29 protein-coding genes and 1 pseudogene are annotated in these 21,367 nt (G+C 43.9%); 26 read left to right on the plus strand and 4 right to left on the minus strand.

Translation table 11 applies throughout. From position 1 onward, the window contains the following. Positions 1 to 180 precede the first annotated feature (180 nt). The gene (locus ACWWFX_RS25445) at positions 181 to 843 is read right to left on the minus strand and encodes a recombinase family protein (protein WP_001549893.1); all 663 of its coding nucleotides are present in this window, start codon (positions 841 to 843) and stop codon (positions 181 to 183) included. 380 nt (positions 844 to 1,223) lie between these two features. Here ACWWFX_RS25445 and ACWWFX_RS25450 point away from each other — a divergent pair, with 380 nt between their 5' ends. From ACWWFX_RS25450 to ACWWFX_RS25465, 4 genes are all read left to right on the plus strand, one after another. Further along, the gene (locus ACWWFX_RS25450) at positions 1,224 to 1,886 is read left to right on the plus strand and encodes a nucleotide-binding protein (protein WP_000516402.1); all 663 of its coding nucleotides are present in this window, start codon (positions 1,224 to 1,226) and stop codon (positions 1,884 to 1,886) included. Between the two features lie 99 nt (positions 1,887 to 1,985). Next, entirely contained in the window at positions 1,986 to 2,270 is a 285-nt protein-coding gene (locus ACWWFX_RS25455; RefSeq protein WP_001185481.1) for a hypothetical protein, read from the plus strand. Positions 2,271 to 2,475: 205 nt separating this feature from the next. After that, a complete protein-coding gene (locus ACWWFX_RS25460; RefSeq protein WP_000469598.1) occupies positions 2,476 to 2,787 on the plus strand; it encodes a hypothetical protein in 312 nt (103 codons plus the stop codon). 35 nt (positions 2,788 to 2,822) lie between these two features. Next, on the plus strand, positions 2,823 to 3,107 hold the full coding sequence (locus tag ACWWFX_RS25465; protein WP_001043731.1) for a hypothetical protein: 285 nt from the start codon (positions 2,823 to 2,825) through the stop codon (positions 3,105 to 3,107). A gap of 20 nt (positions 3,108 to 3,127) precedes the next feature. Here the strand turns inward: ACWWFX_RS25465 and ddp1 (ACWWFX_RS25470) are convergent, their stop codons facing one another. The 3 genes from ddp1 (ACWWFX_RS25470) to ACWWFX_RS25480 form a co-directional block, all read right to left on the minus strand. After that, the gene (gene ddp1, locus ACWWFX_RS25470) at positions 3,128 to 3,481 is read right to left on the minus strand and encodes a DNA distortion polypeptide 3 (protein ID WP_000877224.1); all 354 of its coding nucleotides are present in this window, start codon (positions 3,479 to 3,481) and stop codon (positions 3,128 to 3,130) included. Between the two features lie 187 nt (positions 3,482 to 3,668). After that, positions 3,669 to 4,112: a hypothetical protein gene (locus ACWWFX_RS25475; protein ID WP_001074369.1), complete on the minus strand. Its 444-nt coding sequence runs from the start codon at positions 4,110 to 4,112 to the stop codon at positions 3,669 to 3,671. 8 nt (positions 4,113 to 4,120) lie between these two features. Further along, positions 4,121 to 5,134, minus strand: a complete 1,014-nt coding sequence (locus ACWWFX_RS25480; protein WP_001348704.1) for a replication initiation protein — start codon at positions 5,132 to 5,134, stop codon at positions 4,121 to 4,123. 610 nt (positions 5,135 to 5,744) lie between these two features. Between ACWWFX_RS25480 and ACWWFX_RS25485 the strand changes: the two are divergent. The 22 genes and pseudogenes from ACWWFX_RS25485 to virB10 form a co-directional block, all read left to right on the plus strand. Next, a pseudogene (locus tag ACWWFX_RS25485) lies at positions 5,745 to 5,897 on the plus strand (helix-turn-helix domain-containing transcriptional regulator); the annotation flags it as partial. 589 nt (positions 5,898 to 6,486) lie between these two features. Further along, a complete protein-coding gene (locus ACWWFX_RS25490) occupies positions 6,487 to 7,002 on the plus strand; it encodes a DnaJ domain-containing protein (RefSeq protein WP_001025390.1) in 516 nt (171 codons plus the stop codon). A 58-nt stretch (positions 7,003 to 7,060) separates the two neighbouring features. Beyond that, positions 7,061 to 7,297 (plus strand): hypothetical protein, encoded by a 237-nt coding sequence (locus tag ACWWFX_RS25495; RefSeq protein ID WP_000792381.1) that lies wholly within the window; start codon positions 7,061 to 7,063, stop codon positions 7,295 to 7,297. Between the two features lie 59 nt (positions 7,298 to 7,356). Further along, a complete protein-coding gene (locus tag ACWWFX_RS25500; protein WP_000662998.1) occupies positions 7,357 to 7,908 on the plus strand; it encodes a hypothetical protein in 552 nt (183 codons plus the stop codon). 8 nt (positions 7,909 to 7,916) lie between these two features. Then, entirely contained in the window at positions 7,917 to 8,186 is a 270-nt protein-coding gene (locus tag ACWWFX_RS25505) for a hypothetical protein (RefSeq protein WP_001006717.1), read from the plus strand. Then, positions 8,176 to 8,418 carry a hypothetical protein gene (locus tag ACWWFX_RS25510; protein ID WP_000008707.1) on the plus strand — a complete coding sequence of 81 codons (243 nt, stop codon included), beginning with the start codon at positions 8,176 to 8,178 and terminating at the stop codon, positions 8,416 to 8,418. Before ACWWFX_RS25505 ends, ACWWFX_RS25510 begins: the two co-directional genes overlap by 11 nt. A 93-nt stretch (positions 8,419 to 8,511) precedes the next feature. Further along, positions 8,512 to 8,850, plus strand: coding sequence for a hypothetical protein (locus tag ACWWFX_RS25515; protein ID WP_001099725.1), 339 nt, complete (start codon positions 8,512 to 8,514; stop codon positions 8,848 to 8,850). Positions 8,851 to 8,924: 74 nt separating this feature from the next. After that, on the plus strand, positions 8,925 to 9,089 hold the full coding sequence (locus ACWWFX_RS25520; protein ID WP_000004083.1) for a hypothetical protein: 165 nt from the start codon (positions 8,925 to 8,927) through the stop codon (positions 9,087 to 9,089). After that, positions 9,086 to 9,343 (plus strand): hypothetical protein, encoded by a 258-nt coding sequence (locus ACWWFX_RS25525; RefSeq protein WP_004199355.1) that lies wholly within the window; start codon positions 9,086 to 9,088, stop codon positions 9,341 to 9,343. The genes ACWWFX_RS25520 and ACWWFX_RS25525 overlap by 4 nt, the downstream gene beginning before the upstream one ends. Positions 9,344 to 9,683: 340 nt before the next feature. Next, entirely contained in the window at positions 9,684 to 10,229 is a 546-nt protein-coding gene (gene ddp1 / locus ACWWFX_RS25530; protein ID WP_001348698.1) for a DNA distortion polypeptide 1, read from the plus strand. 2 nt (positions 10,230 to 10,231) lie between these two features. Then, positions 10,232 to 11,392, plus strand: coding sequence for a MobP1 family relaxase (gene mobP1 / locus ACWWFX_RS25535; RefSeq protein ID WP_004199101.1), 1,161 nt, complete (start codon positions 10,232 to 10,234; stop codon positions 11,390 to 11,392). A gap of 352 nt (positions 11,393 to 11,744) precedes the next feature. Further along, positions 11,745 to 12,254, plus strand: a complete 510-nt coding sequence (locus ACWWFX_RS25540) for a transcription termination/antitermination NusG family protein (RefSeq protein WP_000455437.1) — start codon at positions 11,745 to 11,747, stop codon at positions 12,252 to 12,254. Then, positions 12,205 to 12,441 (plus strand): hypothetical protein, encoded by a 237-nt coding sequence (locus tag ACWWFX_RS25545; RefSeq protein WP_001348696.1) that lies wholly within the window; start codon positions 12,205 to 12,207, stop codon positions 12,439 to 12,441. The genes ACWWFX_RS25540 and ACWWFX_RS25545 overlap by 50 nt, the downstream gene beginning before the upstream one ends. 45 nt (positions 12,442 to 12,486) lie before the next feature. Beyond that, the gene (locus ACWWFX_RS25550; protein WP_000953538.1) at positions 12,487 to 13,131 is read left to right on the plus strand and encodes a lytic transglycosylase domain-containing protein; all 645 of its coding nucleotides are present in this window, start codon (positions 12,487 to 12,489) and stop codon (positions 13,129 to 13,131) included. Further along, complete coding sequence (locus tag ACWWFX_RS25555) at positions 13,115 to 13,405, plus strand: TrbC/VirB2 family protein (RefSeq protein ID WP_000916156.1); 291 nt, start codon at positions 13,115 to 13,117, stop codon at positions 13,403 to 13,405. The genes ACWWFX_RS25550 and ACWWFX_RS25555 overlap by 17 nt, the downstream gene beginning before the upstream one ends. 24 nt (positions 13,406 to 13,429) lie before the next feature. Continuing rightward, on the plus strand, positions 13,430 to 16,183 hold the full coding sequence (locus ACWWFX_RS25560; protein ID WP_015060057.1) for a VirB4 family type IV secretion/conjugal transfer ATPase: 2,754 nt from the start codon (positions 13,430 to 13,432) through the stop codon (positions 16,181 to 16,183). A 9-nt stretch (positions 16,184 to 16,192) separates the two neighbouring features. Next, the gene (locus ACWWFX_RS25565) at positions 16,193 to 16,963 is read left to right on the plus strand and encodes a type IV secretion system protein (protein ID WP_000716326.1); all 771 of its coding nucleotides are present in this window, start codon (positions 16,193 to 16,195) and stop codon (positions 16,961 to 16,963) included. A gap of 9 nt (positions 16,964 to 16,972) precedes the next feature. Further along, positions 16,973 to 17,230: an EexN family lipoprotein gene (locus ACWWFX_RS25570; RefSeq protein WP_000759841.1), complete on the plus strand. Its 258-nt coding sequence runs from the start codon at positions 16,973 to 16,975 to the stop codon at positions 17,228 to 17,230. Between the two features lie 11 nt (positions 17,231 to 17,241). Further along, positions 17,242 to 18,297: a TrbL/VirB6 family protein gene (locus tag ACWWFX_RS25575; RefSeq protein WP_000235886.1), complete on the plus strand. Its 1,056-nt coding sequence runs from the start codon at positions 17,242 to 17,244 to the stop codon at positions 18,295 to 18,297. Positions 18,298 to 18,491: 194 nt separating this feature from the next. Then, complete coding sequence (locus ACWWFX_RS25580) at positions 18,492 to 19,220, plus strand: VirB8 family type IV secretion system protein (RefSeq protein ID WP_004199085.1); 729 nt, start codon at positions 18,492 to 18,494, stop codon at positions 19,218 to 19,220. A 5-nt stretch (positions 19,221 to 19,225) separates the two neighbouring features. Further along, on the plus strand, positions 19,226 to 20,155 hold the full coding sequence (locus ACWWFX_RS25585; RefSeq protein WP_000783386.1) for a TrbG/VirB9 family P-type conjugative transfer protein: 930 nt from the start codon (positions 19,226 to 19,228) through the stop codon (positions 20,153 to 20,155). Then, complete coding sequence (gene virB10 / locus ACWWFX_RS25590) at positions 20,152 to 21,366, plus strand: VirB10/TraB/TrbI family type IV secretion system protein (protein ID WP_001295060.1); 1,215 nt, start codon at positions 20,152 to 20,154, stop codon at positions 21,364 to 21,366. The genes ACWWFX_RS25585 and virB10 overlap by 4 nt, the downstream gene beginning before the upstream one ends. Position 21,367: the final 1 nt, after the last annotated feature.

Here is a 21,367-nt window from a genome sequence, read left to right on the forward strand (position 1 = left end):
TGCTGAGGATAAAAGCCAGGGGATACCGAAACCGGGAGCGCTTTAAACTGGGGGTGATGTTCCACTACGGAAAGCTGAATATGGCGTTCTGAGCCTTCCCACCATGATCGGGGAAGACCCATGCATATACAGTATAAAGAATCAGTTTTATTCTTCAACACACTGTTTATTATGTTGTAACTACTCCCTACCTTCAGGTTCATGGTTCATTTTGTTAACGGTCTGTTGCTTCACAGCTTTGCTGATAGTCGCCCGGCTACAACCCAGCACTTTTTGAATCTGGCTCCAGGAGCTGCCGCTCGCAATCAGCCTGTTTATGGCGTCATAGCGAGACTGATTAACCTGGCGGCCTTTATACTTCCCTTCCCTTTTCGCCCTGGCGATCCCCTGCTGCTGCCGTTCCCGGCGCTGTTCATAGTCTCGCCTGGCGACGGCGGCCAGCATATCCAGCAACATATCGTTTATGGCCGAAAACATTCGGCTGTCAAAATCATTGTGACCCGATGCGAGCCAGGTTGTCGGAACGTTGACGGCCACAACCCGGATATCTTTCTGCCGGATCATTTTCTTCAGTGTGTTCCAGTCCTCCCCTACCAGGCGTGAAAGCCTGTCCACATCCTCTACCAGCAAGATATCGTTTTGCTGACAATCTTTCAGGAGCCGGAACAACTCAGGGCGTTCAAGCTTAGAACCTGATTCATTTTCAATGTAGTAGTTACAGATGCTCAGGCCGCGCTCGATGGCGAAGGTATTTATCGTGTCCAGGGCGCGTGTTGCATCCTGTTCAGTCGTGGATGCGCGTAAGTAAGCTCTGACAAAGCCTTTCGGTACTGTTTGAGTCATTATAGGGAACCAGTTCATTTTGAGTTAACCAGACACACCCATACAGTACCCATTTCAGTTGGTTCAGGGAAGGCACACTCAAAAAGAACCAGCAAACAGACCCCAGCCCTATAGTGACAACGTCACACTAAAAATTTACAACATAAAGATGATGTAAAGACACACCAAGATTTACACCATAAAGCGCACATAAAGACACAGCAACATTTACCATGTAAAGACACCATAAAGATAAATATATCTTTATTTGTGCTTTACATGGTAAAGCCATTGCATTATAAAGACACTGTAAAGACAAAAGTATCTTTACGAAAAACACACCATGTAAAGACATTCATATCTTTACATGAGCTTTACAACATAAAGAGAGGGATTCTGAAATGGGTAAAATCTTGCTTGTCGTATCAGATAAAGGTGGGGTAGGCAAAAGCACCTACGTGGCTAACACAGGCTCAATGCTGGTCAACAAAGGTAAGTCGGTAATTATCCTGAAGACAGATAAAAACCACGATCTGTTGAGCTGGAACGAAAAGCGGACAGATAACGGCTTACTCACTATCCCGGTTCACGCAGCTTACGGAAACGTCAGCAACGAAATTAAGCGCCTTAGTAAGCTGTGTGAAGTTCTCATTGTCGATTGCCCCGGCCACGACAGCCAGGAGTTCCGTAGCGCCCTGACAGTATCAGATATCGTGGTGACACTGGTTAAGCCGTCCTCTGATTTCGAAAGCGAAACACTGACCAGTGTTACAGAGAAAATCCGCACCGCTCAGAAAGCTAACGCAGCTCTGGAACCGTGGGTGCTGTTCACCAGAATCAACTCAGCGAAACCCCGCCACAGAAAAGCGGCCATTGATCTGGATAAATTACTGCGTTCGGACAACATCTGGATTCAACCTCTGAAAACCCGGATATCCGAGCTGGATGTGTATGAAAGCGCCTGTAATGAAGGGGCAGGGGTACATGACGTTAGCCGGGCATCGAGCCTTTCAACAGCGAAAGCACAGATTGAACTTGTGGCACAGGAAATTGGCATTTTATAGAAATATCAACAATATTCATCGAAATCTTTACATTGTAAATACACCATAAAGATACTATGATATTTACAATTAATGCATACCGTACAAGGGGAAATTTTCATGGCTTTAAAACTAAACCGCCCGAACATCGATGAATCTCAGCAACCAGCAACAAACGCAGAAACCGCGCGTTTTATCTCCGGCGCTACCAGAGCGCCTGTAGCGGGTAAACCAAAGTTGATGAACTTCAGACTGCCAGCGTACTTTGAGGAGATCCTGGAAGCGGAGGCGCAGAGAACAGGCCAGAGCAAGACAACCGTTCTAAAGGCAGCGCTGGCCGCATTCGATAACCTGGACGAGAACCTGAAAAACCACTGGCTGCTTGAATCTGCAAAATTAGGGTAGCGTTATGGCTAAGAAAAAGAGATATGTTGTGATGGTTAGAGATAAACCAAATACAGCGGCAATCAGCGATTATTAGCCTGGTTAGTATGGTTCGCTAACAGGCATAATAAGGCCGTTGCCTATGACTGCGGAGAATGGATTGTCGAACCATCACATTGGTTAAGAATTGGAAATCCAAAATAGAAAGAAACCTAAGGAAAGAAAAATGTTCATATTCAGATATATTAAAACTCTTATTAATATCTACTTGTTATACATCCAACCGATATTGGGGATGTTCCTTATAGGTATAGGCTTATGGGGGTTCTATGCACCTGATGAGGGAACTTGTACTAATCTCAATATTGAGTTATGCGCTGTATCAGCTATTGATGTTCTGAAGCCTGCTATTTTTGTATTTTTAGGCATTATTACCGTTGCCGGATGGTACTTTACCGAACTTCAGCCGAAGCTAAGGGGGGAGGGCAAGTATATGAAGGTAAAAACAGGTGTAAAACCGGAAGATTTCGTTAAGTAAAAACCGAGCCTAAAGACGTTAACCGTGGGGGATTTATGAATAAATCATGGCTTGAACAACAGGTGCAAAATGAAAAATTAAAAAAAGTACAGGAAGAGAAAAAAGATGGCACTATCCAAAAAGGATTGTACAGGGTTCGTATAAAAGACAAATACAGGTGGGATTTGTGGGAAAATGATTTCAGAGTTGTTATTGCTTATTCGAAAGATGATGCAGAGCTAAAATTTACAGAAATGACAGGTTTTAATGAGCATTACTATATAGAAAGCATTGAAAAAATAGTGCTTTCAGATATAGAAAAAATCTTACTGGAAAACTGAAAAGATAGTTATCCAGAGGTTTAGTTAAATAATGGCGTCAGTTTTTCAACCAGTAGCAGATCGCTTAAACCGTCTAAAGAAACAACTTCTATACCAGAATCAACAAGTGAATCAACTCCACATACTTCACCGAAGCCGATAACCATAATCGGCTTTCGGTCTATCAAATCAAAAATCACCAAAGGCAATATTACACTGTTAATCGCTTCAAACTCCTGAAAAAACATTTCAGAGCCGTATTCGCTGGCAGGAAAAAGAATCTCACTTAATCTCAAACCATAAAAAATATGGTAGTGTTCTTTAAGGTTATCCTTTAAAATATTAACAGCCTTAGAATATTTTTCGTTAATAAACTCTTTAACCTGATATTTCATAACTCTCTCCAACAAGAACCGACTGTAGGTCACCGGGCAAACGTTGCGGAATGGCGTCAGAGACGTCATTTTGCGGCGTTTGCCCTATCCTGCATCGCAGTGAAAAGAACTCGCCTCGTGCGCTATGATTAACCGATGATAAAAGGCTGAAAGAAGCACTGCAAGCCGACTGGATAACATTGTTGCTTCACGGCTGATCATCATTGGTTGCCTCAGTGCTAGTGTGCTTTGCATCAGGAACCAGAAGACGATACCACGGCATTTTTTTGTTAAGCAGCTCCATCAGGGGAGTGGCAAACAAACTCAATCCCCACAGCGTTACGATTACTGGAATCGTGAAATTTTGCGGCGTCCAGAACTGGCGCTCAAGGTGGAACCATGTAACAACACAGAGCATTCCACCAATCCAGAAAATAGCTTTACTGAAAGCCCCCAGGACTGCCAGAGAAATAACAGAGACTAAATGCAGTGCGCCAGCCGTAGCAAGACGTAGATAAAACCAGAACCATTTAGCGTGCCGGATAACCGGGTTACCGTTCGTTTCTCGCAATCGTTTTTTACGTTCCCGGATGATTTCTTTTTTCAGCTTACTTCGTTCGGCTCCCTGCGGAAACTCATATATTTTAGCCATGTTTTGCCTCACTTATTCTTTTTTGGTGGAACGACTTTGTCAAACTCCTCTAAAAATGCCATATCATCTTCCGAAAAGGATGAGGATTTTTCATTTATACTAAACTCAAATCTAAGCATGTGAGCCATTCTCCCTTTTTTCCCAACAACAGAGAAAGATAACTGATTTATTTCCGTTTTCTCAATTATCTCATTAATGCTTTTATTGATAACATCACGAACAAAAAATGAGTATTTAGGATACTTATATTTCTTCTCCCCTTCCTCAATAGTATAAAGTCCCATTTCCTCTTTTAAATCATCCACGGATATATCAAAAGATTTTTTTGAACTATTCTGACTGTAATATTTCCTAATGACTTGATAAAGGTTTGTTGAGTTTACACTGTTCAACAACACAACTGATTTCAATACCTGAGTGGTATATCTATTTTCAGAACCAATCAACTTAGAAAAATATCGCTTAGCTGTATTTGTGAATTTTATCCGTACAGTTGCAAGATGATCGTAATAGGCACAGAATTCTGTTAAGTTTAAATCCAAGCGATCAGGTATTTTATTCTTAGATGATAGTATCCCAAGTTCATCAGCCAAATTTTTTAAATCATCTCTGTTTAAAACTAACGTAGTTGAAGAAAGAACTTTAGCTCCCTCTTTCAGAGCTGCATAAGAGGCATATTTATCTAAAGAAGTAGCTTTTGAAAAAAAGTCAGCATCAACCTCCAAAATATCATCATCTAACATTTCCTTTGTATCAATCTGGCAAAGAGCCAGAAAAAGCACTCTTTTTGCTGAAAGGGAAAGGGATGCAAGAGTTACCCCAACTTCATTTCTATGTCTAACTTTCGTTAATCCCGTTACTGTCTTCACGATAAGCCTCATATAACCTTTCCTATGTAGGCAAATCATAACCCCACAAAGGTTGTAATTCAAGACAACAATACAACCTTTAATTAAAAAACCTCTCACCTTTAGATATGAAGATCTGAGGATCTTCATATCTAAAGATAGCAACAACCGCATGTTTCACTTGATGTTCAGTCAAACTGTGGAAACCGTTAAAAATCTTCTCACCTTACGTGAAAAATCCTCTCATCTTTAGTGAAAAATCTAACTACCTTAACTTAAAAATCTTCTCACCTTACGTGAAAAATCCTCTCACCTTACGTGAAAAATCCTCTCACCTTTAGCAATTTTTTTCCATAATTTTCAGGTAATTGAAGCGAGCTAAGTTTTTAAGTTTTTAAGATCAAGAAGAAAATATAAGGCTTTTAATGCACAGCGTCTGTGGATAACTCAGCATAAATCCAGAGGATAGATCCGTCTGGCCTCCCTGAGCACTGCACCACCAAAAATTGAGCAAATATTAACCTTAGCGCGTAAGTGCTCTATTGAAACCCCGTGGAAATTCCGCTTCCTCGCTCACTCGCGGGCTTCGCCCTGTCGTTCGGCTGCGGCGAGCGGTGTAATCTCTCTAAAAGATCCAGACGGGATCCTTTTCCGATCCAATTCTTAAATGCTCTCAAAAGCCCTCAGAGGCGTTTTAACCGCTTTAACCCGGTCATGGTTCAACGGAGCGGGTAAAATGCGCTTAGAACGTCATACAGCTCGTTTTTAACCTGATCCCTAATCAGGGGGTATAACAGAGGCGGCCAAAAAATCCGGCCTTGCTCGTCAGAGTATCTACCGCGCATTATCCCCGAACGGAAACCCGACCATCACAACACTTGCACAGCTTGCAGCAGTAGCCGGGTTACAGTTCACTCTCAGTAAGCCCAACCACTAACCTTTCAGACAAGCCCCTCATACCGGGGGGATTATTTCTTATGCCAGCAAAATTTCACGACCGGCGAGGATGGCCAAGTGTTTTTTGCTGGCAATTTTCGTGCAGCAGCTGGCGCCCGGATTCATTTTTTGCTGTCAGGCATCAATCGGTTTCAGCAACCCGCCCCGTAATTCGCTGCTAACGCATCTCATAACGCGCAGATACAGCGCCCCGCGCCAGTGTTTCACACTGACCCGGCGTACCGTTCGCAAGCTCACGCGCTAACTGCGACAGGCTAAACATCGTCTGATAGTCAGAAATTGGCCTGGCAGGGGTGAGGGGGGTTATCGCTCTCATTCGGGCTTGTTGGTTCGCCAGTCCTGGCGAACGTCTCCGGCGCGATGTTACGACAGCGCATTATGTAACTACAGTTCGCGCCTCTTTCGGAAATCCCTTCATGCGCGGTAAAGCAATATACATCTTTATGTAATCTTTACAATGTAAAGCATTAAAAATGATTCCATAACCATCATTTGATGGTATAATGAATTTGTTGGTTGGGAATGGTTCCCTGCCAGATTCCAGAAGCCCACACGGGCGGGAGCGAAAAATGAATATTCAGGAAGCATTAAACGTTTTTGGTTTATCCGGTGATCTGACTGAAAAGGACATCAAGGCGGCATACAAAAAAGCGGCTTTAAAATATCATCCAGACCGCAATCCATTGGGTGCCGAGCTGATGAAAGCAGTAAATGCTGCGTTTGATTTTCTCATGGCTAACATTGATAAAATCAATCAGTTTCAAAGCACTGATGAAAACGCACGTTACAACTACGGTGAAGATCTGGAAAAAGTTCTGAATACGCTTTCCGGCCTTACAGGGATTGTCTATGAAGTTATTGGTAATTGGGTCTGGATTAGCGGAGAAACTAAAGAACACAAAGACATTTTAAAGGAAATGGGCTGTAAGTGGGCATCTAAGAAAAAACAATGGTTTTACCGTCCTGAAGAACACAAAAGCCGCTGGAACCGTAAAGAACACAGCATTGAAGAAATTCGTGAAATGTATGGTACAGCGGGTAAACGTAAGGCGTCAGGCTGGACACGTGTAGAAGCAAGCGCATAACCGGAATGGGGGCGAAAGCCCCCTAGAACATGGCAAAGATTGATTCGGAGACACGTTGATGAAAAACAAGACCATAACGGAAGCGGAGCTGATAAACATTTTTGAAAGTTACGGAGCCTACATTTGCCCGGATGAGATCGAAGTTACAGCCAAAGAATGCAATGAAAATGGTTCAGTCTTGCACCGTGGCTTAAACGCAGAAGGATGGGCGCATCTTTTTGCGAAGGAAGAAGCATATCAGCAGGAATGCGAAGCCCAGGAAGCTGCAAGTGATGATGGACACTTTGATGAATAGTCTTAAAACTGCCGTAATTCGATTTACGGCTTTTTTATTGAGTTCAAAAGGCTGAATCGATGAAAGAACAGAAAAATTTCTTTGAACGGTATAAACCGGTGTTTGAAATCGTTTGTCGAATCCTGGGGAACGGCTGGCGTGTAAATCTGCTCGATGATTGCCAGTACAGGATTAAGCTAACCTCACCTGATTTTAAAAATTACTCTATACATATTCGAATGGAGAAAGGAAGGTTAGTTATCATTGGAAGCGTAGATAGTCGCAGCTGGAGAAGTCCTTACCATACTTGCACAGTATCGCCAGAGCGTAACCCTGTAGAAATCGCCGCCGATATTGAAAAGAAAATCCTGTCGGATGCTTTAGATAATGTAGATATGGCGCGAGAGTATGAACAACAGTTACAGCAAAAACGCGAGAAAAAACTGATCCTGAAAGGAATGCTATCTCGTTTAGTGCATCTTGAAAGCTGGCATGGGACATTGACCGGGTTTAAAGTTGAGAATGGGTTAGATGGTAACGTATCAGAACGGGGCGACGGATATGAAATGGTAATTCGTGGCCTGAGTGTAGATCAGCTCATAAAGGTAGCGGGGTTTATTAAACAGCTATGAGGCAAAAAATGAATGAAGTCCTGAGCGACAGGAAAAACAAAGGTAATGTAACATACAGGATTGTTGTGTCTGAAGATGCAACACGTTTGTTTATTGAACTTGAAAAACTGATGAAGGTACGCTCTAAAGAAGCGGATAAAAAAACAACTAAAAAGATTGTTTTCCAAAAATCATTTTATTACGAAGAATTCTCGAACGTTAAAGATGAAATTGATGATCCAATTTTATTGAAATTCTATACAGATACTATTGTGAAGGTACAAAATCATGAGTTTTAAGCCAACACCTGAAGAGGTGAAACAAGCACGTATTAAAGCTGGCTTTACGCAGCAGGAAGCCGCTGAACGGTTTGGTTTTACGTTATCAGCCTGGCAAGCCAAAGAAACATCCGGTAAAACGTCTCGTGGTTTAGCCGCTGGTACGTATGAATTACTTTTGCTCCTGGCTGATGAACATCCAGATTACCAGCTCGTTAAGAGAGAAAAAAATCAGGATAAAGTGACTAAATAAATTGCATTACCATCATATGATGGTATAATTTATTTGTAGGTCGGGAATAGTTCCTTACCATGATCCAGTAGCCCAAACGGGCGGGAGACTAAAATGAACACGTATGTTATCACTTTCCAGGCTTTAAACACTAAGAAAGAAAAAATCACCTGCTCTGCTTTTGTCCATTCAGAAACTCTCTTCCTTGCCGTTCATTCTTTCGAAGATAAAAATCGCGGTCGTGGTTATGTTATCACGTCTGTTAGTGAATTGTTGTCCGAGGAACTGACGGCGAAAAATTCCCTCAAGAAAAATATTAACTTTTGGTTTAATGAGTGTGGTTTAAGTAAATCTGAGGTTATAAACGAAGTAATTAACTGGAAGAATTTCGCATATACCCTTAAAGAACTGGAGGAAGCCAAAAATGAAGCGATAAGAGAACTGCGGAGTTAATCAATTAGGGGTGGTATCAGGTTGTGGAGGCAACCTGATACCGTGACACTCAATTCCCTCGCGAGGAATATAAAATGTCGGAACGCATGTTATCAGCAATACAGACTGTTGAAAAGGGTGGGCGTCCGGTTTTTCCCTTGATGCCATTCTCTGCTTTTCCTGAGTACATGGCATTACTCAGAAAAGCCCTGGAAAAGAAAGAAACAAAAGCACTGATAGAAAAACAGGAGGTGCTATGAAAAAACAGGAGTTTTTAGATTTTATCAGTGCAGAACAGAGGCGGGGAGCTGTCCGGTTTTCGCTGGGATTTAACAGCAAAGGGGAAATTGTATTGCACTGGACTAACGAGGCCGGGTTAAGAGTCTGGAGTATACTAAGCGGTAACAGGGGAAAAAGTCCCAGCCGGGCAAACCGGGAAAGAATGAGTAACCTCCGCCGCTGGCTCCATGATGCCCGGCAGGGCATGGAAGGCGACACACCAGAGGCAGAATAAAATTCCCGTTCCTGAATCGCCGAAGCCCTCCCGTTTACGGGAGGTGCTTTTTTTGTATATTCCGTAAAACAGCGCTCGCGCCCCCTGCCAGGCCATTCGCGTAGCGAATTTATTTCCGCCCAAGTTAGCCGCGAATCCGTTGTCTCCGGTCGCAGACGCACCAGATCACAGCCACGATAGCCTTTCATTTTTTGCATTTCGATGGACGCTGAAGCACAATTTATGTGTGGAGGTAGTTCACTGCGATGCAGGATAGGGCAAACGCCGCAAAATGACGTCTCTGACGCCATTCCGCAACGTTTGCCCGGTGACCTACAGTCGGTTCTTGTTGGAGAGTTTTATGAAAAAAGTTCAATTCAGGATTGAAGAAAGCCAACATGATGATCTACTTGATTGTCTTAAAACACTTTATCCAGATGAACCGGGTTTAACCGTGGCAAAAGGAATGAAGCTGCTTGCCAATGCTTTACTGAAAAGCAAGGTTAAAAATGAAGATGTTAATGTGTCAAAAGACAATGATGATTTTATCAAAACCACAATGTATTTGACAGGGAAACAAAGAACTTTAATAGAGAAAGCGGCTCATCGTCATGGCTGGAATTTATCCAGAGAATGTCGTTATCGAATCCAGACGACACTTGAAAATGAACTTGATTTTTTCGATCAGGAACTTCTGGTGATGAATCGTTGCCGTAATGCAATAGATAAAATAGGGCGAAACTTTCATTATATTATCGTTAATGATAATGCCAGAGTACTTGATAAAGATGGGTTCTATCAGGACGCTGAGCGGTTGAGTTCAGAGATAATGAGTCTCAAAAGTGAGTTTGAAAACTACATTATGTTATGCAAAGGGCGAACTGTTTCTAACAAGGTTGAGGTGTAATCATGGGCGTTTATGTTGACAAGGAATTCAGGGTTAAGCGTAAGTCCTCTGAAGCTGGCCGCAAGTCTGCTTTCGCCCATAAAGTTAAAAATGGTGGTAAAAACTATCAACGCAACGTTCAGGAACGTATCAACCGCAAGGGTGCCAGTAAGGAGGTTGTTGTCAAAATCTCAGGAGGTGCGATTACCCGGCAGGGAGTTCGAAACAGTATTGACTATATGAGCCGGGAGTCAGAGCTGCCAGTGATGAGTGAAAGCGGTCAGGTATGGAAAGGTGATGAGATTCAGGAGGCTAAAGAGCACATGATAGATCGTGCTAATGACCCTCAAAATGTTTTCGATGATAAAGGTAAGGAAAATAAAAAAGTAACCCAAAATATTGTGTTTTCACCGCCTGTATCAGCAAAGGTAAAACCTGAAGATCTGCTTGAGTCTGTCAGGAAAACGATGAACAAGAAGTACCCAAATCATCGTTTTGTGCTTGGCTATCATAACGACAAAAAAGAACATCCACACGTGCATGTCGTTTTTCGTATTCGTGATAATGACGGTAAACGAGCTGATATCAGGAAAAAAGATTTACGGGAAATTCGTACAGGTTTTTGTGAAGAGCTGAAGATGAAGGGCTATGACGTTAAAGCCACTCATAAGCAGCAGCATGGACTTAACCAGTCTATTAAAGATGCGCACAAAACAGCGCCAAAACGACAGAAGGGCGTTTATGAGGTTGTTGATGTTGGCTACGACCATTATCAGAACGATAAAACCAAACCAAAGCAGCATTTCATAAAGCTTAAGACACTGAACAAGGGCGTGGAGAAAACATATTGGGGGGCTGATTTTGGTGAGTTAACCACTCGCGAGAACGTTAAGAAAGGTGATCTTGTTAAGCTGAAGAAGTTAGGACAAAAGGAGGTGAAAATCCCTGCACTTGATAAGAACGGTGTACAGCATGGCTGGAAGACTGCACACAGGAATGAGTGGCAGCTAGAGAACCTGGGGGTTAAGGGCATAGACAGAATCTCTTCATCCAGTAAAGAGCTGGTGCTGAACAGCGCGGAGATGATTAAGAAACAGCAACTCCAGATGAGAAATTTCTCGCAAATAAAACAGTCGATGATTCAAAGCGAACAGAAAGTGAAAATCGGAATTCGTTTAGGATAATTCATACTCTCCGGTAACTTATTGATTAAGATCGATTTATTTATCTTGTTAGCAGAGTTTTTGTAAAAAGTAACTAGCGGTAAAAAATTTAGTTAACTTGACTATAAAATAAGCGCATGGTGATCAATCGATCTGCTTTTTTGTTATCAAATAGCATATGTATCTAGATATAAATAAAATACAAGCACAAACAAAATGAAATGTGTCGTAAATGCGATCTAAAGATCTGCTTGTGTGGTTGAACGCAGCACATGTAGCTGATAAAGTTTTTATGAGATGTAAATTTGTCCTTTTGTTTTTTTTCTCTGATTCGGGGTCATCCGAGTCGAGAGAGCGCCTGAAAGGAAAAACTATGGAATGGTATGTTTTGCAATTCACCACTACGAGATTTGCAGCAGTTTTTGCTCATCTCGAACGCCTGAACTTCTCTTACTTCTGTCCTATGGAGACTGAAAGGTATCGTCGCCCGGATAAGATAATTTCATATCGAGAAAGACGTTTGCCGCTTTTTCCCGGTTATCTTTTTATCCAGGCAGATTTTGAAGAGGTTCATTCCACTACAATAACTGCTATCCCTTACGTACAACGCTTTATCTCATTTGGCGGTGAGCCTTTACCTGTACCAGAAGATGTGATGGCGGAGCTTTTGTACAGACAATCACATACAACAGCTCAGGCAAATCTTTTAAGGAAATCAATTCCACACGATTTTGCTGAAATTCTACTCATGGATAATCCGCAGCAAAGAAGTATGGCTTTCATCCACTACATCACAGAGAGAAGCTTAACCCACAAAATGAAACGGAAGAAAAATGACTGCTACCCGAAAAAAAACCGCAACGAGACGCAAGCCCCAACGTAATACACTCTACCTGCCCTCAGCTTCTCGTGAGGAACTGGATAAAATTGCTCTGGAGATTGGCTATCGCAGGGGGCGACGTATTTCAAGCTCTGGTGTTGTCCAGTACCTCATAAAAAAATATTCCAGCCAGGCTATTGAGGAGCTGATAAACGAAGACGATGAAGACGATGACGACTTCGATGACTAACCATTCAGTCTAAACTTTCCGCGCTGTTCTGGCCGGGAGAAAATCATGTTATCTACTACTGCTTTTGCGGCGCTTGCTTTGCAATGCGCGGCCAGCGTTCATCCCGATACTGCGCATGAAGTTGCAAGGGTTGAATCTGGTTTTAACCCATATGCTATTGCCGAGATAATACCGAAGGTTGAACGTAAGCCCGGTGACAAAGGCGTAGTGTCCTACTTTCCCAAAACTAAGGAGGCTGCACTCCAGATCGTAAATCAAATTGAATCACGAAATCATCGTTACTCAGTCGGTCTTATGCAAATAACGAGTACGAATTTTGCAAACTTCAATACAACCGCTGAGAAAATGTTTGACCCCTGCGAAAATCTCAAGGTTTCAGAGCAAATTTTGGTGGATTGTTATAAACGTGGTGGCGATATTTTACGTGGCCTGAGTTGCTATTATTCCGGCAATCCAGAAACAGGAACTAAACCTGAATCAGATTTTAATAACACCAGTTATATACAGCGCATAGGGTTTAATCCGCCTGATAACAAAAAAAACTGGGTGGTTCCTTCAGTTAAAGATGCAATCAGAAAGGAGAATGTAACACAGAGTATCAAACCTAAAGAAGTTACCGTATATCCCCAATATGCCATGCGTGGCACTGTTTTAGATGAAAAGGAAACAAACGATGTTAAAACTCAATAAACGTTATTTAACTCTTTCTGTATTTATGGCTGCATTGATGCTTTGTGTAGCAGAACCCGCCTTTGCTGATGATGTATCCACTAAAACAACTGGCTTCTTGCAGAAGATTATCGATTTTCTGACGGATATCCGTAAGCCAGCAATCACCATCATTGCGCTGGTAATTGGTTATATCGCTATCTTCTCACGCCAGCATGCAGCGTGGATTACGCCTTTAATTATCGGGATTATCATCTTTATTGTTGCGCCATATCTGCCTGACTGGTTAGCGTAATATGTAATAAAAGGGGGCGTAAAAATGAGTACCGTTTTTAAAGGGCTGACACGCCCCGCTTTGATTAGGGGGCTGGGCGTTCCGCTCTACCCCTTTCTTGGAATGTGCGTTATCTGCGTTTTGCTTGGTGTCTGGATTCATGAGGCTATGTATGCCCTCATCCTCCCTGGCTGGTATGCCATCAAGCGAGTTACGAAGATAGATGAACGCTTTTTTGACCTGCTTTATCTGCGAATGCAAATCAAAGGTAATCCTCTGGCAAACAAGCGCTTCAATGCCGTCCATTATGCGGGGAGTTCGTACGACGCAGTCGATATATCGAAAGTGGACAATTTTATGAAGCTTAAAGACCAGTCTTCTCTTGAAGAGTTAATCCCGTATTCATCACACATCACTGATAACCTCATTGTTACCAGAAACCATGATCTACTGGCGACCTGGCAGATTGACGGAGCTTATTTTGAATGTGTAGATGAAGCGGATCTAGCCTTGCTTACTGACCAGCTCAATACGCTGATACGTAGTTTTGATGGGAAACCCGTTACCTTTTATACGCATCGTATTCGGGTTAGAAAAGAAGTGCGACCTGTATTTGACAGCAAGATCCCATTCGTCAACAGAGTGATGAACGATTATTACGAATCGCTTTCGGCGGCTGAGTATTTTGAAAACAAATTATACTTAACCGTATGCTATAAACCGTTCAGCGCTGAAGATAAAGTGACGCATTTTCTTTCAAGGAAAAAGGGTAATAAAAATATCTTCGAAGAACCCATTAATGATATGAATGAAATATGTGGCAGATTGAGCACCTATCTCTCCCGGTTTCATTCCCGTCGTCTTGGGTTATATGAAGAAAATAATATAGTTTATTCAGAACAGCTTACGCTGTTCCAGAAACTGCTATCCGGGCGCTGGCAGAAAGTCAGAGTCACCAATAGTCCGTTTTATACATACCTGGGTGGTAAAGACCTGTTCTTTGGTAACGATGCTGGACAAATCACTGCCTCTGACCATGCCCGGTACTTTCGTTGCATCGAGATCAAGGACTACTTTCAGGAAACGGATGCCGGAATTTTTGATGCACTGATGTATCTCCCGGTTGAGTATGTACAGACTTCCTCTTTAACTCCGATAGACAAGCAGTCTGCAATCAAGGCGCTGGATGATCAGATCGACAAACTCGAAATGACCGATGATGCCGCTAAATCCTTGCTCGCTGATTTGAAAGTTGGTCTCGATATGGTCTCCAGCGGCTATATTTCTTTCGGGAAAAGTCACCAGACACTGATTGTTTACGCAGATTCGCCGGAGCGTCTGGTGAAGGACACCAATATTGTAACGACGACCCTGGAGGATTTAGGGCTGATCGTAACCTATTCAACCTTGAGTCTTGGCGCAGCGTATTTTGCTCAGTTACCTGGTAACTACACGTTACGGCCACGCCTGAGTTCTATCAGCAGTCTGAACTTTGCCGAAATGGAAAGCTTCCATAATTTCTTTACGGGCAAGGAGAAAGGAAATACCTGGGGTAACAACCTTATCACCCTGGGCGGCTCAGGAAATGATATTTATAACCTGAACTATCACATGACTACCGAGCATCAAAATTACTTCGGTAAAAACCCCACGCTGGGGCATACCGAAATTCTTGGTACGTCAAACGTGGGTAAAACGGTAGTGATGATGACTAAGGCTTTCGCCGCCCAGCAGTTCGGAACGCCGGAGTCTTTTCCACCTGAGAGGAAATTAAAGAAGTTAACTACAGTATTTTTCGACAAAGATCGGGCAGCGGAACCCGGTATACGTTCAATGGGAGGTGCTTACTTTCGGGTGAAAGAAGGAGAGCCGACTGGCTGGAACCCTGCGGCTTTGCCACCAACCAAACGAAATATTTCCTTTATGAAAGACCTGGTGAGGCTACTTTGTACGCTTAACAGTGAGCCGCTTGATGATTACCAGAACCGCCTGATTTCTGATGCCGTTGAGCGCCTGATGCAGAGGTCAAACCGCTCTTATCCGATCAGTAAGTTGCGACCACTCATTCTGGAGCCTGATGATACTGAAACCCGGCGGCATGGGCTTAAAGCACGCCTGAATGCCTGGGTGCAGGGAGGGGAATTTGGCTGGGTGTTTGATAACCCGGACGATACGTTTGATGTGGACAACCTGGACGTTTTCGGTATAGACGGAACGGAGTTTCTGGATAACAAAGTACTTTCCAGCGCCGCTTCATTCTATCTCATCTACCGTGTCACCATGCTGGCTGATGGCCGCCGACTCCTTATCTACATGGATGAGTTCTGGCAATGGATTAACAACGAAGCGTTCAGAGATTTTGTTTATAACAAACTCAAAACCGCGCGTAAGCTGGATATGGTGCTTGTCGTAGCGACACAATCGCCGGATGAACTAATTAAATCACCTATCGCGGCTGCCGTTCGTGAGCAGTGCGCAACACATATTTATCTGGCGAACCCCAAAGCGAAACGTAGTGAGTACGTAGACGAGTTGGAAGTGAGAGAACTTTATTTTGACAAAATTAAAGCCATTGACCCGTTATCTCGTCAGTTCCTGGTCGTCAAAAACCCACAGAGGAAGGGGGAAAGTGATGATTTTGCGGCTTTCGCAAGACTGGATTTGGGAAAAGCGGCGTATTACCTACCGGTTCTCAGCGCATCGAAACCCCAGCTTGAACTGTTCGATGAAATCTGGAAAGAGGGTATGAAGCCGGAAGAGTGGCTTGATACCTATCTGGAACGTGCAAACCTGATTTAAGGAATCCCTATGAAAAAGCATATCGTTGCGGCACTTATCGCCTCTGTTACGGTTATTTCTGGTGCTCAGGCTGGTGTTCCCGTTGCCATTGATGCAAACCCTGAATGGGCTGTCGAAGCGCAGCGCTGGACAGAACGCCTCAAACAGTGGCAGGACACCGTGAACCACTACCAGAAACAGATTAATGCCTATAAGCAGGAGCTGCTGACCAAAACGGGCATTCGTGATGTTCAGGGACTGGTGCAGTCTGCGCAATCTGTCAGTAAGGAGCTGGAGAATATTTACGACCAGGGGAACTCCTTCATTGATGATTACATTAAGAACCCGGAAGCCACCCTGTCTGAGCAAGCCAGATCACTACTGGCCGATTATAAGGTGACAAACACCTGTAAGGGGCTGGGATATACGGGCGACCTGGTGCGGGGCTGTGAAGCCTCGTTCCTGTCCCAACTGGCGGGGATCGAGTACGGCAATAAGCTGGAAAGTAAACTGCGTGAAGATAATCAGGAAATGGCCGACCTTATCGACCAGGTGAAGAACGCCCAGGACACGAAAGCCACGCAGGACGCGACAAACGCTGTATCTCTGGCAAGCCTGAAATTTAACAAGCTCAAATTTCAGTATGAAATGTATCGCGATAAGCAGCGCGATCTTGCAGAATACAAGGAGAAAATGTTACAGGCTGCTTTCCAGGAGAAACAATTAGGGGCTGTTAATAAAGAAACTCCAGTTGTTGATTATAAGGCAGCATTTGAGCAGCAGAGTTATGAAATGAACTGAGGGGGCATTTTGAAAAAATATGGATTAGTTGCGGCGTTGGGGCTTACATTCTTTCTTACCGGGTGTGAAGAGGTTAAATCTGTAGACTGGTGGCAGTCTCACGTAGACGATGCAACGAAAAAAGTAGCTGAATGCAAAAAGTCTGGGAGTGATAGCGAAAATTGTAAAAACGCTAAGGAAGGTTTGTTTAGGTATAAGCAATTACATCCTAAGCATGTTGACTATAAAGATGCATTCAAAAATGTATTGGGTAAAGATGGAAGTTAAAAGGAGCCACTATGGCAACTTCTAGGTATTTCCAGGCCGCTCATGACGTTATTGTTAAAACTCTTGACCAGTCTTTGACTGGTCAGTTAGATAACTTTTCTTCAATAGCGTCTCAGTTGGGTAAGTATGGTATTTCCATTTATATATTGTGGTATGCTTATACCACAATAGTTGGGAAGCAAAAAACCGCAGTGCAGGATTTTTTATGGAATCTATGTCGATTCTGGTTAATTCTTGTTTTTGTCAAAAATATGGGGGGGTGGTTAGATAGTGCAACTCAGGCCATTGATGGGCTGAAGGAAACATTTGCAGGAGGTGATCCTTGGAAATGGGTTGACGAGCTTTGGGAGAAAGTTCAGCAGGTAGCTGCATATCTTATGTCCAAAGATACTTCGAAGTATGTGAAAACAGATGGGGCAATCGCATCTTTATTAACATATGCTGGAGGGATAATTGCATTATTGCTAACTTCAATAGTTTATCTCGCCGCCGAAGTTACTATTAAGATACTTACTATTACCGCGCCGTTGTTTATTATTTGTCTTTCATTTGGTTTTTTAAGGCAGATGTTTAATAGCTGGCTTCAGTTAATATTTAGCTCATGCTTCATATTCTTGTTTTGTGGACTGGCAATTAAAGCGGGAATGACGTTCCTTAATGGCATTCTGACAATCTCGATAGCTAACGCAGATGAATTAAATCTGATATCAACAGGTGCTCAGGCCGGGGTTGCAGGTGCATTTATGGCCTGGATTATCTGGCAAGCCAAAACCTATGCTTCCCAGCTCGCAGGGGTAGGTGTTGAAGGCGCGATGCAAGGGGCAGCCGCAATGGGGATTGGTGCTGGCGTGTTCGGCGCTTCCCGTATGGGGCGTAATCTGCTTGGTATGGGTAAAAATGCAGGGATTGGCGCATGGAAAGGCGTTCGCCGTCAGGATGGAGGGTTCAACCAGTCTCCTGGTGTATCCGGTAAGTTGGGGAATCTGACCGGGCAGGGCGTTAATATTGGCGCTAAGAGGCTTCGCCAGGCTGCGATAGATGCGGCGAAAAAGAAATATGGAGGTTAACCGATTTATTATTTAAATCTGTCAACTCTGAGTATTCCGCAGTAAATATTCACTCCTCTATTTAGGTTCTCACATTATGAAACTACTTATCACGGCTATCGTGACGCTTTGCCTTGTCGGATGCCAGGCGTCACATAAACAACCTCCGGTATCCGGAAAAAGCGAACCTGTTAATTCAGCAGAGGTAATGCGCAATGGGGTTTAAACTCTCAGGATTAAAACTTCCCGGTTTTAACAAGAAAAAAGAAGTAACAGACTCTTCAACTACTTTTGAAGAGAAAAATGTATTGATGCAGGAGAAAATGAACCGCATTTATAAATTCGGTGGTATTGCAGGAATTGCCGTAGGTGTGTTGTCTCTGCTGGCACTGAATGGAGCGCTACCGTTAAAGAGTACGGTTGTCGAAGCTTATCTTATTAATGGTGTCACTGGCGTTGCTGAAAGACTGACTTCTGTTAAAAAAGAAAACCTCTCTGAAAATGAAGCGCTGGCGAAATACTTCATTACTCAGTATGTGAAGCGTCGTGAAGGGTATAACTATTTCAGTCTCCAGCATGATTATGATTATGTTCTGTTATACAGCGCTGAGAATGTGGCGACGGATTACAACGCTTTAATCAACGGCAACCAGTCACCAAAGGTTATTTATAATAAAGCGGAAAAAACCGCATCTGTTCAGGATAATCCGTCCGTGATTATCAGTCCGTCATCCCGGCGCGATGATAAGGATATGGGAGCATATATCCGGTTTAAATTAACCATTCGAAATGTCGCGACAGGCCAGGATGATTATGAATACTGGAACGTCCGGTTGACCTACCGTATTGAACCACAGGTCGAAATGGCATCGGGTGACCGAAACAATAACCCGCTTAAATTCGTTGTAACGAGCTATGTACGCGATAAAGAAGTGAAAGGGTGAAAACTATGAAAATGAATAAAGGAGCGCTAATTGTGGCGCTTCTGTTGGTGTCGCACGTCTGCCATGCAGCCGTTACGCCAGCAGCCAGCCGTTTTGATCCCCGTAATCAGATTGTCAGTTATAACCCGCAAAACACGACAGTCATAAACAGTGCGGTTGGCTATACAACCACACTGGTATTTGACGAGGATGAAACGGTCATCAGTGCCAGAACCGGCTTTCCCCAGGGCTGGGAAGTGAACAAAGAAGATAACCTGGTGTATCTCGAAGTGAAGCCCGTCAAACAGACCGTACAGAAGAACAGTACCGATGACAATGGCAACCAGTCTTCAGAGGTGGTCAGTGTAGCCCTTGATCCTGAAAACGACCTGGAACGCTGGCGAACAAACCTGTTTGTTCGCACAACAAAACGTAATTACAGCATGGAGCTGAACGCCCGAACGTTCCGGCAGCCGGATAAGATCGCGTTTGTTGTTAATTACCAGTACCCGCAGGAACGCCGGAAGGAGCAAGCCGAAATCGAGAAGAAACGGATTGAGGCTCTTAACAAGCGGCAGGAGGAGCAGGCAATCAACCGTTCTCTTGAAAATGCGAAGTCGCCCAAGAACTGGGATTACTGGAAGCGGGTAGCTGACGGCAGCCAGTCAATCAGCCCGGATTATGCGTATGACGATGGCCGCTATACCTGGTTTGGCTTCAGCCCCCTGAAGAAAATCCCCAGCGTCTTTGTTATGAGCGGCGAACAGGAAACGCTGACTAACCCGGTAGTCAAAAACAGCGGTAGTTTCACCGTTGTTGGTGTTCCTGTAGACCAGCGCTTTGTTTTGCGTATGGGAAATCAGGTTGTTGGGGTTGAAAACCGGGGCTTTGGCAAAGTCCGTCTTCCGGCAGGAGATACCGTTTCCCCGAACGTTGAGAAAGAGGTGATCCAGTGAGCGAACAGGAAAATAAAATCCCGACCGCTGTAGAAATTGAACAGGCACTACGGGAACGGCATCAGAAAGAAATTGAGCAAAACGATAAAACGGATAAGGGAGATGAAGATGACGGTAAATCAGTAAAACGCCTGGGTATCGAGAAGCTTAAAAAATCGCGTAAGGGGCTGGTGATTATTGTGGCCGCTTTCCTTCTGCTGGCCGCCGGGGTGTCTGTCTACTATATCCCGTCGATTATTCGTGCAATGTCCAGCGGTGATGATAAGCCTGCCAGTAATGCGGTATCTACTGGTTCAGTAAAACGCGCGACAGGACTCAGCGATGATGTTGATCCATTCAACACCAGGGAAGAACCGGCTAAGACGGAAGAACGGAAGGAAAGCAGCGGCAAAGCGGAAACGCCACCGGAAAAAGTACAACAAAACTTCAGTCGTGCGCTGGATGTGGCCTATGGGGGGAGCAGCTCTGCTTCCTCAAATTCCGGTGGTAGCTCATCAACGGCCAGCAATACCAGGAACGAGGGGGACGGCAGTGACAAACAGGCAGAGGTTCAGCCTGTTAATGCAGGGCAACCCGCGCAGCTTTCTAAAATTACGCGCGTTCCTTATGACCCTAACCTTTTCATTCCTGAAAATACCGCGATTAAGTGCTCGCTGGACAGACGATTTATTTCTGATCTGGCTGGCAAGCTGGTCTGTACGATTAATGAGGACGTATACAGTGCAAACAGGAATGTAAAGCTAATTGAAAAGGGAACAGCCGCATATCTGATGTATAAAACGGGCACGTTCAATCATGGTCAGGGAGCCGTGTTTATCGCTGCTACGAAGCTTAGAACACGTAAGGAACCTTTCATTGATATTCCGCTGATTGATACACAGGCGGCGGGAGCGCTGGGTGAGGCCGGGGCTTCAGGCTGGATTGACACACATTTTGCAGATCGCTTTATGGGCGCGATGATGGTTGGCATGATCCCCGATGTGGCACAGGCCGCAAGTGGAGCGGCTAAAAGTAATAAAGACAATCAGACCGACTATACAGCTAACAGTCGCCAGGCTTTTGCTGATATAGCACGCGAAGCGTTTGCAAACAGCGTAAATATCCCTCCAACGCTTTATAAAAACCAGGGGGAAATCATTACTCTGATCGTTGGTCAGGATTTGGATTTCTCCAGCATCTACAAATTAAAAATGGTGGGTACCCGGAGGTAAT

The organism is Pseudocitrobacter sp. 2023LY-00077 (assembly GCF_055796175.1).